Annotated in this window: 9 protein-coding genes and 1 riboswitch; of the genes, 7 read left to right on the top strand and 2 right to left on the bottom strand. The window is 67.9% G+C overall.

Annotation, left to right across the window (positions count from 1 at the left end; genetic code table 11):
- The first annotated feature begins 116 nt into the window (after positions 1-116).
- Positions 117-839: a Tat pathway signal sequence domain protein gene (locus CA606_RS17670; protein ID WP_096053338.1), complete on the top strand. Its 723-nt coding sequence runs from the start codon at positions 117-119 to the stop codon at positions 837-839.
- Positions 836-2638, top strand: a complete 1803-nt coding sequence (gene argS, locus CA606_RS17665) for an arginine--tRNA ligase (RefSeq protein WP_096053339.1) — start codon at positions 836-838, stop codon at positions 2636-2638. The genes CA606_RS17670 and argS overlap by 4 nt, the downstream gene beginning before the upstream one ends.
- A 49-nt stretch (positions 2639-2687) precedes the next feature.
- Here the strand turns inward: argS and CA606_RS17660 are convergent, their stop codons facing one another.
- The gene (locus CA606_RS17660; RefSeq protein ID WP_096053340.1) at positions 2688-4481 is read right to left on the bottom strand and encodes a methyl-accepting chemotaxis protein; all 1794 of its coding nucleotides are present in this window, start codon (positions 4479-4481) and stop codon (positions 2688-2690) included.
- 204 nt (positions 4482-4685) lie between these two features.
- On the opposite strand from CA606_RS17660, the gene CA606_RS17655 reads away from it, so the two are divergent.
- On the top strand, positions 4686-7205 hold the full coding sequence (locus CA606_RS17655) for a zinc-dependent metalloprotease (RefSeq protein ID WP_096053341.1): 2520 nt from the start codon (positions 4686-4688) through the stop codon (positions 7203-7205).
- Here the strand turns inward: CA606_RS17655 and CA606_RS17650 are convergent.
- Positions 7202-8005, bottom strand: coding sequence for an ORF6N domain-containing protein (locus CA606_RS17650; protein WP_096053342.1), 804 nt, complete (start codon positions 8003-8005; stop codon positions 7202-7204). The genes CA606_RS17655 and CA606_RS17650 overlap by 4 nt on opposite strands.
- 124 nt (positions 8006-8129) lie before the next feature.
- Positions 8130-8220: riboswitch (glycine riboswitch) on the top strand.
- Positions 8221-8388: 168 nt separating this feature from the next.
- On the opposite strand from CA606_RS17650, the gene gcvT reads away from it, so the two are divergent.
- The 4 genes from gcvT (at position 8389) to gcvPB (ending at position 12944) form a co-directional block, all read left to right on the top strand.
- Positions 8389-9516, top strand: a complete 1128-nt coding sequence (gene gcvT / locus CA606_RS17645; RefSeq protein WP_096053343.1) for a glycine cleavage system aminomethyltransferase GcvT — start codon at positions 8389-8391, stop codon at positions 9514-9516.
- A 20-nt stretch (positions 9517-9536) separates the two neighbouring features.
- Positions 9537-9902 (top strand): glycine cleavage system protein GcvH, encoded by a 366-nt coding sequence (gene gcvH, locus CA606_RS17640; RefSeq protein WP_096053344.1) that lies wholly within the window; start codon positions 9537-9539, stop codon positions 9900-9902.
- A 118-nt stretch (positions 9903-10020) separates the two neighbouring features.
- Positions 10021-11367: an aminomethyl-transferring glycine dehydrogenase subunit GcvPA gene (gene gcvPA, locus CA606_RS17635; RefSeq protein ID WP_096053345.1), complete on the top strand. Its 1347-nt coding sequence runs from the start codon at positions 10021-10023 to the stop codon at positions 11365-11367.
- Positions 11364-12944 (top strand): aminomethyl-transferring glycine dehydrogenase subunit GcvPB, encoded by a 1581-nt coding sequence (gene gcvPB / locus CA606_RS17630; RefSeq protein ID WP_096053346.1) that lies wholly within the window; start codon positions 11364-11366, stop codon positions 12942-12944. The genes gcvPA and gcvPB overlap by 4 nt, the downstream gene beginning before the upstream one ends.
- Positions 12945-13029 lie beyond the last annotated feature (85 nt).

Here is a 13029-nt window from a genome sequence, read left to right as displayed (position 1 = left end):
TCCGTTCGCCAGGAGTCTGCGTCGTTGCGACGTCACGCATATGCCTTTATCAGGCTGCATGACGCTGGCGGGGCGCTGTGGCCCCGCTTGGCTCTTGTGTCCGGAACCGACGTTTCATGCGCCGCACTTTCACGCTCGCCCTCAGCGCCCTGATGGCTGTCTCGATCGCCGCGACCACGGCGACGGCCGTCCACGCCCAATCGCGCGGCGACCAGGGCGGTGGCGAGGACGACGCGGCCAAGAAGCGCAAGCGCGACGAAGAGTGGAACCAGCCCAAGGCGCCGCTGGCGCAGTTGCGCAACGCCGGTCCTTGCCCGTATGTGAAGGTGCTCTACGACGCCGGCCGCTTTGTCGAATTCAAGGACGGCAAGGAGTCGGCCGCCCAGGCCGGTTTCACCGGTGAGATCCAGAGCCTGACCTCGGGCTGCGCCTATAAGGGCGATGAGCCGATTAAGATCCGTATCGAGGCGCTGTTCCAGCTGGGCCGTGGTCCGCAGGCGGCCGGCGATAAGTACGTCTATCGCTACTGGGTGGCGGTGACCGAGCGGAACCAGGCCGTAATCGCCAAGGAATATTTCGACCTTCCCGTCAGCTTCGCCGCCGGCGAGGACCGCGTCTATGCGCGCGAAACGATCGAACAGATCACCATCCCCCGCGCTGACGAAAAGGTCAGTGGCGGGAACTTCGAGGTCCTGCTGGGCTTCGACGTGACGCCGGCGATGGCCGCCTTCAACCGCGACGGCAAGCGTTTCCGGGTCAACGCCGGACAGACGGCGCCCGCCCAGCAAGGCCAGGCCCAACAAGGCCAAACCCAACCAGGGACGACCACCAAGCAATGAACGATTTGAAGCGGTCCTTGAGCGAGGCGGCCGCGGCCGCTTTCCAGGCCGCCGGACTGCCTCCCGAGTTCGGACGCGTCACGGCTTCCGACCGACCAGACCTGGCCGATTTCCAGTGCAACGGCGCCCTTGCGGCCGCCAAGAGCGCCAAGCGTAATCCGCGCGAGATCGCGGTGCAGGTCGTCGAGATCCTGAAGGGCGATCCGCGCCTGGCTTCGGTGGAGATCGCCGGCGTCGGCTTTATCAACATGCGCGTCAGCGATGAGGCCCTCTCGGCCCGCGCCCGCGAAATCGCGTCTGATGACCGCACCGGCGCCCAGCTGCTTGAGACGCCGCGTCGCGTGCTGATCGACTATGCCGGTCCGAATGTCGCCAAGCCGATGCACGTGGGGCACCTGCGCGCCTCGATCATCGGCGAGTCGATCAAGCGCCTGTATCGCTTCCGCGGCGATGACGTGGTGGGCGACGCCCACTTCGGCGACTGGGGCTTCCAGATGGGCCTCCTGATCAGCGCCATCATGGACGAGGACCCGTTCATCAACGCCTTGATGGAAAAGCTGCCGGAGGCCCCGCGCGGCTTCTCGTCGGCCGACGAGGCCAAGGTGATGGCCGAGTTCGAAAAGCGCATCACCCTGGCCGACCTTGATCGTATCTATCCGGCCGCCTCGGTGCGCCAGAAGGAAGATCCGGCGTTCAAGGAGCGCGCGCGCAAGGCGACCGCCGAACTGCAGAACGGCCGCTTCGGCTATCGTCTGCTGTGGCGTCACTTCGTCAATGTCAGCCGGGTCGCGCTGGAGCGTGAGTTCCATGCGCTGGGCGTCGACTTCGACCTGTGGAAGGGCGAGAGCGACGTCAACGACCTGATCGAGCCGATGGTGATGCAGCTGGAGGCCAAGGGCCTGCTGGTGCAGGACCAGGGCGCGCGCATCGTCCGCGTGGCCCGCGAGGGCGACAAGCGCGACGTGCCGCCGCTGCTGGTGGTGTCGTCGGAAGGCTCGGCCATGTACGGCACGACCGATCTGGCCACGATCCTGGATCGTCGCAAGTCGTTCGACCCGCACCTGATCCTCTACTGCGTGGACCAGCGTCAGGCCGACCACTTCGAGACGGTGTTCCGCGCCGCCTATCTGGCCGGCTACGCCGACGAGGGCTCGCTGGAGCATATCGGTTTTGGCACCATGAACGGCGCCGACGGCAAGCCGTTCAAGACCCGCGCCGGCGGCGTCCTGAAGCTGCACGATCTGATCGAGATGGCCCGCGAGAAGGCGCGTGAGCGCCTGCGCGAAGCGGGCCTGGGCGCCGAGCTTTCCGAAGAGCAGTTCGAGGACACGGCCCACAAGGTCGGTGTCGCGGCCCTGAAGTTCGCCGATCTGCAGAACTTCCGCGGCACCTCGTATGTCTTCGACCTCGACCGCTTCACCAGCTTCGAGGGCAAGACCGGTCCGTACCTGCTGTACCAGTCGGTGCGCATCAAGAGCGTGCTGCGCCGCGCCGCCGAGAGCGGCGCTGTGGCCGGTCGCATCGAGATCCATGAACCGGCCGAGCGCGACCTGGCCATGCTGCTGGACGCCTTCGAGGGGGCTTTGCAGGAGGCCTACGACAAGAAGGCGCCGAACTTCGTGGCCGAGCACGCCTACAAGCTGGCTCAGTCGTTCTCGAAGTTCTACGCGGCCTGCCCGATCGTGAGCGCCGACACCGAAACGCTGCGCGCCTCGCGCCTGACCCTGGCCGAAACGACCCTGCGCCAGCTGGAGCTGACGCTGGAGCTGCTGGGGATCGAAGCGCCGGAGCGGATGTAGGGCTTAGAGCCTGTCGCGTTTGGATGGAGCCATCCGACGCTAAAGGGTTCTACGCCGCGAGGACCGTCGCACCGCCCTCGGTCTGGAACCGCTCCATCAGCTGCGCCAGCTGGCGGGCCTCACTGGTCAAGCTATGGCTGGCGGCCGTGGTCTCTTCGACCATGGCGGCGTTCTGCTGGGTGACCTGATCCATCTGGCTGACGGCGCTGTTGACCTCGCCCAGGCCCGTGGCCTGGTCGTGAGCCGCCTGGGCGATGCCCTCGACGAGCGTCTGGATCTTGCCGAACTGGGCGACGACGCCGGTGAGCTCGTCGCCGACCCGGCCGACCAGCTCCACGCCGTTCTCGACGCTACGGCTGGCCTCCTCGACCAGGGTCTTGATTTCCTTGGCGGCGTCGGCCGAGCGCTGGGCTAGGGCCCGCACCTCCATGGCTACGACCGCGAAGCCGCGACCGGCCTCGCCCGCGCGGGCGGCCTCGACCCCGGCGTTGAGCGCCAGCAGATTGGTCTGGAAGGCGATTTCGTCCACCACGGTGATGATCTGGCCGATCTTGCGCGACGAGGTGTCGATCCGCTCCATCGCCACCCCAGCCTCGCTGGCCACGGCGCTGGACGCGCCGATCAGGTCGCGGCTGAGCGCCACTTCATTGTAGGCGGTGCGGGCGTTGATGGCGGTCGTCTTGATCGTCGCCGTCACCTCGTCGAGCGCCGCAGCGGTCTGTTCCAGCCCGGCGGCCTGCTGCTCGGTGCGCCGCGCGAGGTCGTCGGCCGCCACGGTGATCTGCCGCGCGCCGCCGCCGACGGCGCCGGCGCTGGACACGACCTGGTGGATAGTGTCGCGCAGCGTGACGATCGAGTCGTTGAAGTTGCGACGCAGGCGTTCGAACTCTTCGGGGAACGCGGCGTCGATCCGCTGTGACAGATCGCCCTGGGCCAGCCGGCGCAAGCCCTCGTCGAGCGCGTCGACCACGAACGAACGGCGGCCCCGGGCCTCGGCTTCCGCCGCTGCGAAGGCCTCCTCGCGCGCCGCCGCCTCGCGATCCTTCTCCTGCTGGACGGCCTGTCGACGTTCGATCGCTGCGGCGCGGAACACCGAAACGGCGGCGGCCATGTCGCCGACCTCGTCCTTGCGTTCGCGCATCGGCGGTTCTTGCGAGTAATCGCCCTCGGCGAGCCGGCCCATATAGGCGGTCATGCGCGCCAGCGGATCGATAATCCGCTTACGCAGCGCGCCGACGCCCAGAAGGATCATCCCCAGCATGGCGATCGCCACCACGCCCAAGCCCGCGAACACGGTGAGGGAGGCGCTATGTGACTCATTGGCCGCGTCGGCCACCATGGACCGCGCCTTCGCTGTCAATTCGTCCACGCCGACGCGGTGCCGGCGGTAGTGTCCATCCAACTTGGCGGCGGCCATGTTGACCGCGATCACGTCGCCCGATTTCAGGGCCGGCGCGTAGGTCTGGTCCAACTCGCGCCAGAACGCGCGACCATGCTCATCCAGACGCGCGAGCGAAGCCTTGGCGTCCTCGGGAATCTCCGACTTTCGCCAGTAGGCGATGCGGGTTTCATAGTCGGCGCGAAGCGCGGCCAGCTTGGCCAGGGTGGCCTCGGCGGCGCTGGGATCCTGGCTGCCCTGCTCGACCACCAGCATGCTCTCCACCAGATAGGCCGGTGGCGGAAGGATGTCGGCGACGAGGTCAAAGGCCGCGGCCTGGCGATTGGCGATCGGCCCGCCCACCCGCAGATGCAGCAGGCCGAAGGTCGCCGCGGCGATGGCGATCGTCATGCCGACCATCAGGGCGACAGTCAGGACTTTCAGGAACGCATTGAGGCGCAGCATTTGAACCATGGGCTGGAGGTGGAATGGTCAAGCTTGAACTGCGCGTTGACCGTGTTCGTGTGGCGGTAAATGAGACCCTAATTTCGGCCTGCGGCGGATTGTCCCGCGTTCGCGAAACACGACATGCGGGTGTCTGGTCTTGTGGATTGATTTCCGGCCAGGCCGACCGGACAGTCGGTGGCGAGTCGAGGGCGCGAGGGGACCATGGGTAAGCATTTTATCGTTTCGCTGATGGCCAGCGCGTGTGCGCTGGCCATGGTCACGCCCGCGGCGGCGATTCAGAAGGCGCCCGCCGCGAAGGCTTCGACCAAGAGCGTCGACAAGTTCGCCGAGGCCACGGCCGGGCTGGAGCGGAAGGACGGCTTGGTCCCGGTGTTCGTCGACAAGAAGGACGGCCGGATTCTGCTGCTGCTGCCCAAGCCTGGCGCCGACGGCGTCGCGGGGCGCTACCTTTACCAGACCTACTTGCGCGCCGGCCTTGGCTCGAACCCGACGGGTTTGGATCGCTCCGCGCCCGGCGACACCCAGATCATCGCCTTCCGCAAGGTGGGCGGCAAGGTCGTGGCGCAGTTCGAGAACTGGGGGTTCTCGGCCGCGCGCGGCTCGGCCGATGAGCGCCAGGCGGTGGCCGAGTCGTTCCCGATCTCGAGCGTCTGGTCCAATGCGATCGAGGCCGAGGGGCCGGACGGTGGCCTGCTGGTCGACGTGACCGCGTTCCTGACCCGTGACGCCCAAGGTGTCGCCAGGACGCTCAAGCGTAGCAAGCAAGGCGATTTCCGCCTGAACGATGGCCTGTCCTACGCCGACACCGGCGCGGTGAACGCTTTCCCCAAGAACATCGAGCTGGAGGCCGTCCAGACGTTCGTCGGCGATGAGCCGGGGTCGGAGGTGCGTGGCATCGTGCCGGATCCGCGCAACGTCACGCTGGTTCTGCACCACTCGTTGGTCGCCTTGCCCGAGCCCGGCTATCAGCCGCGCCAGAACGATCCGCGCGTCGGCGTGATCGACCATACGGTGGCTGACTATTCCGCGCCGCTGGACGAGCCGCTTGTGCATCGCCTCGTCCACCGCTTCCGGCTGGAAAAGACCGACCCGACCGCCGCGCGTTCGCCGGTCAAGACGCCGATCGTGTTCTATATCGACCGCGCCGCGCCTGAACCCGTGCGCTCGGCCCTGATGGATGGCGCGCGCTGGTGGGCGCAGGCCTTCGACGCGGCCGGCTTCATCGACGCCTTCAAGGTCGAGGTTCTGCCCGAAGGGGTCAGCCCGCTGGATGCGCGCTACAGCGTCGTCAACTGGGTGCACCGCCAGACGCGCGGCTGGTCCTACGGCCACGCGGTGGTCGATCCGCGCACCGGCGAGATCATCAAGGGCGACGTGCTGCTGGGCTCGCAGCGCATTCGCCAGGACCGCTTGATCTTCGAGGGCCTGGCCGGCGCCGACGCCACCGGCAAGGGCGGGCCCAACGACCCGATCGAGATCTCGCTGGCCCGCCTTCGCCAGCTGGCCACCCACGAGATCGGCCACTCGATCGGCCTGCAGCACAATTTCGCCGCCAGCACCTATGGCGACCGCGCCTCGGTGATGGACTATCCGGCGCCCAAGATCGCGCTGAAGGACGGCAAGCTGGACTTCACCGACGCCTATGGCCGGGGTCTCGGGGCCTGGGACAAGTTCGCCATCGACTGGCTGTATAGCCCCGCGCCCGCCGGCGCCGACGAGAAGGCCTGGCTCAAGGCCAAGGCCGACAGGAGCCAGGCGGCCGGTCTGCGCTATGTCTCCGACGAGGACGCCCGCAGCGCCGACACGGCCCATCCGCTGGGCGCGGTCTGGGACAACGGAAGCGATCCGGTCGCCGAGCTGGATCACCTGATGGCGGTGCGCAAGGTCGCGCTGGACCGCTTCGGGCTCGGCAATCTGCCCAAGGGCGCATCGGTCGCCGACCTGCGCCGGGTGGTCGTGCCGATCTACATCTTCCATCGCTACCAGGTCGACGCGACCGCCAAGCTGGTCGGCGGGATCGACTTCACCTACGGCGCCGAGGGCGACGGCCATGAGGCCAGCAAGGTGGTTCCGGTCGCGCAGCAGGCCGCCGCCGTCGACGCCCTGCTGCGCACCCTGTCGCCCGCCGCGCTCGACCTTGGCGACAAGACGCTGGACGTGCTGAATGCGGGCCAGTCGCAGGGCAATGACAAGGCCTATGACATCGAGACCTTCGGCCAGGGCCCGGTCTTCGACCTGCCCGCCGCGTCCGAGGTGGCGGCGGACTTGGTCTGGAGCGCGCTGTTTGCGCCCGCACGCCTGAACCGCCTGGTCGAGGCCAAGCGTCGCGACCCGGCCCAACTGGGTCTCGAGGGCGTGATGGACAAGGCGTTCGCCGCCGTCGCCTTCGACGGCAAGGCCTCCGTGCGTCAGGCCGAATTGGCCCGGCGCGTGCGCCAACGTCTGGTCGTCAGCCTGGCCCAGGCCCTGAACGACAAGACCCTGTCGCCGACCGCGGCCGCCGTGATCCGCGCCCGCCTGGCCGACTGGGGCAAGGGCCTGACCAAGGCGGGCGCCGACGGCGCCGACCGCGCCCAGGCGCGGTTCCTGGCCGGGATCGTCGCCGACGAGACCGGCGCACGCCTGGCGGCCCTCGTCGAAGGCGGCAAGGCCAAGGTCGACATCCCGCCCGGCCCGCCGATCGGCGAGACGGACTGGTTCGGGGACATCCTGGCGAACTAGCTTCGTTCCAGGTCCTTCAAGACGGCCAGCAGATCCTCGACGCCGCCGCGGTCGAGGGCCTGCTGGGCGACCAGCACCAGTCGTAGCTGCTTGGCCAGCAGGGCCAACTGCCGATGCTGGGTCTCGGTCACGCGCAGCGCGGTCTCGGCCTCAAGCGCCTCGGCCTCGGCCAGCAGCTTGCGAACCTCGGCCAGGGTCTTCTCGTTCTGCACGCCGGCCGTGCGGAGATGTTCCTTGAGGCTTGCAAGACCCTCTGCGGCCAGGACGCGGGCCTCGTCGCGCACAGTGGTCTGGGCGACGGGGTCTGCGATGGCGTCCAGCACCCGGCCCAGGGCGTCGTTCAGCTTTCCGCTGAGGGTGAGGCGGGTTTGGACCTCCAGCGAGGGCAGTCGCCGCGCGTCCATCAGGCCGGGCAGGTTGCTGCCGTCCAGCGCCTTCCGTCGCGCTTCGACGAAAACGCGGATGATAAGGCGCGTGGCTGTGATGGCCTGCTCGGATTTCACGACGGTCGCGGCCATGACGACGCCGTGTTCGGTGAAGGCAAAGGGCAGGTGGCGCCGGCCGCCATGCCCGTCACTTGAAATCACATTTTGTGATGTCAAGTTCGCGCGCTCCTCGTTGGAAAGCCTGAAGGCGAACCCCTCGAACTTCCGCGCATTCCGCTGAACCTGCTGGTTCAAGTTTCTGGTTTCCACCTGGAAAAGTCGGGCCAGATCGGCGTCCAGGACCACCCATTGGCGGCGAACTTCGAACACCGCAGGTGGCGCCGGCGCGTGGATCGGGTCGATAAGGTTGGTCATGGTCGCCCTTTGAGGTCACAGAATGCGACCTCAAAACTTGAGCATGTTCCTGTATTGTTCGCAATCATCGGGCGAGCCCCGACGTCCGCCGTTGACTCCGCCCGTCCCGTCCCCCAAAGAGCCCACGACCCTCGCGGGAGACATCGGGATTCGATCCCGAGGCCGAAGGCGCAACCGCCCCGGAAACGCTCAGGCAAAAGGACCGCGCGGGTTTAGGAACGCTGGAAAGCAGTCTCTCCACCGGAGGGGCTCGCCGAAGGAGCAAGGCCAAACCCGTCCGGCGGAGGGGCGAGGCCGGAATCTCTCAGGCCAAAGGGACAGCGGGGGCGACTTGCCGGCGTCAGGCCGGACCCGTCGCCGTCCCCGCTTGGAGCCCGCCCCGCTTGTCCAGCCAAGACTCGTCCGATCAAGATCTGAAGAAGACTCCGCTCTACGACGCCCATGTGGCGGCGGGCGCGCGTATGGTTCCGTTCGCGGGCTATTCCATGCCGGTGCAGTACAAGGACGGGGTGCTGAAAGAGCATCTCTGGACCCGCGAGCACACCGGTCTGTTCGACGTCTCGCACATGGGCCAGGCCCGCATCCGGGGCGAGAACCCGGCCAAGAGCTTCGAGAAGGTCGTCTCGGCCGACTATCAGGGCCTGAAGGCCGGCAAGCAGCGCTATGGCGTGCTGCTGAACGCCGACGGCGGCATCGTCGATGACCTGATGACCGCTCGGCCGGACGAAGACGGCCTGTTCGTCGTCGTCAACGGCGCCTGCAAGGATAACGATTACGCCATCATCGCTCGGGAACTGGCCGGCGAAGCCTCCGTGACCCGCCTGGAAGACTGCGCGCTGCTGGCGTTGCAGGGCCCCGAGGCCGCCGCCGTGCTGGCCGCCCATGTGCCGGAAGCCGCGCAGATGGTGTTCATGGACGCTCGCGCCCTGAGCGCCTTTGGCGTCGATGCGATCATCTCGCGCTCGGGCTATACCGGCGAGGACGGTTACGAGATTTCGGTGCCCGCCGACGCCGCCGAGCGGGTGTGGAACACCCTGCTGGCCGATGAACGGGTCAAGCCGATCGGCCTGGGCGCGCGTGACAGCCTGCGCCTGGAAGCCGGCCTGCCGCTCTATGGCCATGACCTGGACGAGACCGTCTCGCCGATCGAGGCGGGCCTGAACTTCGCCGTCGGCAAGTCGCGCCGCGAGGCCGGCGACTATCTGGGCGCGGCCCGCATCGGCAAGGAACTGGCCGGGGAGCTGTCGCGCGTCCGTGTGAACCTGAAGGTGCTGGAAGGCGCGCCGGCGCGCGAAGGCGCCGAGATCGCCGACGAAGCAGGCAATGTCATCGGCAAGGTGACCAGCGGCGGCTTCGCGCCCAGCCTCGGCGTCCCGATCGCCATCGGTTTCGCCCCGCCCGCCTATGCGGCGGTGGGGACCAAGCTCAAGGTCATCGTCCGAGGCAAGCCGGCCGCCGCCGAGGTGGTGGCCAGCCCGTTCGTTCCGAACCGTTACGTCCGCAAACTCTAATTTCAGGGGGCTCACCTAAGATGCGTTTCACCAAGGATCACGAGTGGGTCATCGTCGAGGGCGATGTGGCCACGGTCGGCATCACCGCCTACGCCGCCGAGCAGCTGGGCGACGTCGTGTTCGTCGAGACCCCAGAAGCGGGCAAGGTCGTCAAGCAGGGCGAAGGCCTGGCCGTCGTCGAGAGCGTCAAGGCCGCCTCTGACGTTTACGCCCCGGTGTCGGGCGAGGTGATCGAGGGCAACGGCGAGCTGGCCGGCGCGCCCGAAACCGTCAACGCCCTGCCGGAAAGCGGCGGCTGGTTCGCCAAGATCAAGCTCGCCAACCCGGCTGAAGTCGACGCCCTGATGGACCGCGACGCCTACGAAGCCTTCCTGGGCACTCTGTAGAAATCTGTCATCCCGGGCGACCGCAGGTCGATCCGGGACCGCCGGAAGCGCAGCGCTTTCACACGGTCCCGGCTCTCCGCTTCGCTCCGGCCGGGATGACAAGCTAGGTACGAAAAACATGCGCTACCTCCCCCTGACCCCCGAAGACCGCGTCGAGATGCTCGGCGCGATCGGCGTCAAGTCGATCAACGACCTCTTTGTCGACGTGCCGGTCTCGGCCCGTCGCGACGCGCCGGTGGACCTGCCGCACCATGCCGGCGAACTGGACGTCGAGCGTGAGATGGCGGGCCTGGCCCGTCGCAATCGCGCCGCGGGGGAGGGGCCGTTCTTCTGCGGCGCCGGCGCCTATCGCCACCATGTGCCGGCCACGGTCGACCACATCATCCAGCGGTCGGAGTTCCTGACCAGCTACACGCCGTATCAGCCGGAAATCGCCCAGGGCACCTTGCAGGTCCTGTTCGAGTTCCAGACCCAGGTCGCGGCCCTGACCGGCATGGAAGTGGCCAACGCCTCGCTCTATGACGGCTCCACCGGCGCGGCCGAGGCCGTGATGATGGCCCAGCGCGTCACCCGCCGGAACAAGGCGGTGATGTCGGGCGGCGTGCACCCGCACTATGTCGGCGCCATCGAGACCCTGGCCCACGCCGCCGGCGTCGCCACCCAGGCCCTGCCGGCCGCCGTCGACGCCGAGGATGCGGTGATCGCCGCCATCGACGCCGACACCGCCTGCGTTGTCGTCCAGACCCCGAACGTGTTCGGCACGGTCACCGACGTGAGCAAGATCGCCGAGGCGGCGCAAGCCGCCGGCGCGCTGCTGATTGTCGTCACCACCGAAGCCGTCTCGTTTGGCCTGCTGAAGTCGCCCGGCGAGATGGGCGCGGACATCGCCGTGGCCGAGGGCCAGTCGATCGGCAACGGCCTGAACTTCGGCGGCCCCTATGTCGGCCTCTTCGCCTGCAAGGAAAAGTTCGTCCGCCAGATGCCGGGCCGCCTGTGCGGCGAGACGGTCGACGCCGACGGCAAGCGCGGCTTCGTGCTGACCCTGTCGACCCGCGAACAGCACATCCGTCGCGACAAGGCCACCAGCAACATCTGCACCAACAGCGGCCTGTGCGCCCTGGCCTTCTCGATCCATATGAGCCTGTTGGGCGAGACGGGCCTGCGCCAACTGGCGGCGGTCAACCACCAGAAGGCCCTGGCCCTGCGTGACGCGCTGAAGGCCGTGCCGGGCGTCGAGATCCTCACGCCCCGCTTCTTCAACGAGTTCGCCATCAAGGTTCCGGGCAAGGCCGCCGAGGTCGTCGAGACCCTGGCCGCCCACGGCGTCATCGCCGGCGTGCCGTTCTCGCGCCTCGACGCCAAGGCCGGCCTCGACGACGTGTTGCTGGTCGCTGCCACCGAGACCACGCTCGATATCGACATCAATGTTTTCGCCAAGGCCCTGACCAAGGTGTTCGCCCAATGAGCATGAACAATGTCGGCCGCCCCACGCGTCCCGAAGCCGCCAACGACGCCGCCAACGGTCACGAGACCCTGACCGGCGCTCGCGGTCTGCTGCAGGACGAGGCCCTGATCTTTGAACTGGACGGCTGGAACAAGACCGGCGTCGATCTGCCGCCCGTCACCGCCGCGCCGTCCAGCGACCTCGCTGGCCTGCTGCGCGACGCGCCGATCGGCCTGCCGGGCCTGTCGGAGCCGGAGACCGTCCGCCACTACGTGCGCCTCAGCCAAAAGAACCACGCCATCGACCTGGCGCTGTATCCGCTGGGCTCGTGCACGATGAAGCACAACCCGCGCCTGAACGAGAAGATGGCGCGCCTGCCCGGCTTCTCGGACATCCACCCCCTGCAACCGCAATCGACGGTGCAGGGCGCGCTGGAGCTGATGGACCGTCTGGCCCACTGGCTGAAGACCCTGACCGGCATGCCCGCCGTCGCCCTGACGCCCAAGGCCGGCGCCCATGGCGAGCTGTGCGGCCTGCTGGCCATCCGCGCCGCCCACGAGGCGGCCGGCAACGGCCACCGCAAGACGGTCCTGGCGCCCACCAGCGCCCACGGCACCAACCCGGCCACGGCGGCCTTCGTCGGCTACACCGTCGTCGAGATCGCCCAGACGGAAGACGGCCGCGTTGATCTGGCGGACCTGGAGTCCAAGCTCGGCGACCACGTGGCCGCCATCATGGTCACCAACCCCAACACCTGCGGCCTGTTCGAGCGCGACGTCGTCGAGATCGCCCGTCTGACCCACGCGGCCGGGGCCTATTTCTACTGCGACGGCGCCAACTTCAACGCCATTGTCGGCCGGGTGCGTCCGGGCGATCTGGGCGTCGACGCCATGCACATCAACCTGCACAAGACCTTCTCGACGCCCCACGGCGGCGGTGGTCCGGGCGCGGGTCCGGTGGTGCTCTCCGAGGCACTGGCGCCGTTCGCGCCGACGCCCTGGCTGACCCACGGCGACAACGGCTTTGAGCTGGCCGAGCACGCCGGCGACGACGACGCCAAGACCGCCTTTGGCCGCATGAGCGCCTTCCACGGTCAGATGGGCATGTATGTCCGCGCCTACGCCTACATGCTCAGCCACGGCGCTGACGGCCTGCGCCAGGTGGCCGAGGACGCCGTCCTCAACGCCAACTACATCAAGGCGAAGCTCAAGGACGTGATGACCCCGGCCTTCCCCGAAGGGCCGTGCATGCACGAGGCTCTGTTCGACGATCGCTGGCTGGAAGGCACCGGCGTGACCACGCTCGACTTCGCCAAGGCGATGATCGACGAGGGATTCCACCCGATGACCATGTACTTCCCACTGGTCGTCCACGGCGCGATGCTGATCGAGCCGACCGAAACCGAGAGCAAGCACGAGCTGGATCGCTTCATTACCGCCCTGCGCGCCCTGGCGGGCGCCGCCAAGGCCGGCGACGTCGAGCGGTTCAAGGGCGCGCCCTTCCACGCGCCGCTCCGGCGCCTGGACGAGACCCAGGCCGCCCGCAAGCCCCGGTTGAGGTGGAAACCTGTTGCTGCGGCGCCACTAGCGGCTGAATAGCATTTTCCATACCCCCTTGCGACCAGAGGGCGCCTTTACGGCGCCCTCTTCCCTCCACATATCGGGGAGGCGCGTCGGGGCTGAC

Source organism: Caulobacter vibrioides (genome assembly GCF_002310375.3).
Classification (GTDB): domain Bacteria; phylum Pseudomonadota; class Alphaproteobacteria; order Caulobacterales; family Caulobacteraceae; genus Caulobacter; species Caulobacter vibrioides_D.
This window is presented reverse-complemented; position numbering and strand designations above follow the sequence as displayed.

Coding starts and splice junctions, on each gene's coding strand:
- CA606_RS17670 (WP_096053338.1), top strand. CDS start 117: ATGCGCCGCACTTTCACGCTCGCCCTCAGCGCCCTGATGGCTGTCTCG.
- argS (WP_096053339.1), top strand. CDS start 836: ATGAACGATTTGAAGCGGTCCTTGAGCGAGGCGGCCGCGGCCGCTTTC.
- CA606_RS17660 (WP_096053340.1), bottom strand. CDS start 4,481: ATGCTGCGCCTCAATGCGTTCCTGAAAGTCCTGACTGTCGCCCTGATG.
- CA606_RS17655 (WP_096053341.1), top strand. CDS start 4,686: ATGGGTAAGCATTTTATCGTTTCGCTGATGGCCAGCGCGTGTGCGCTG.
- CA606_RS17650 (WP_096053342.1), bottom strand. CDS start 8,005: ATGACCAACCTTATCGACCCGATCCACGCGCCGGCGCCACCTGCGGTG.
- gcvH (WP_096053344.1), top strand. CDS start 9,537: ATGCGTTTCACCAAGGATCACGAGTGGGTCATCGTCGAGGGCGATGTG.
- gcvPA (WP_096053345.1), top strand. CDS start 10,021: ATGCGCTACCTCCCCCTGACCCCCGAAGACCGCGTCGAGATGCTCGGC.
- gcvPB (WP_096053346.1), top strand. CDS start 11,364: ATGAGCATGAACAATGTCGGCCGCCCCACGCGTCCCGAAGCCGCCAAC.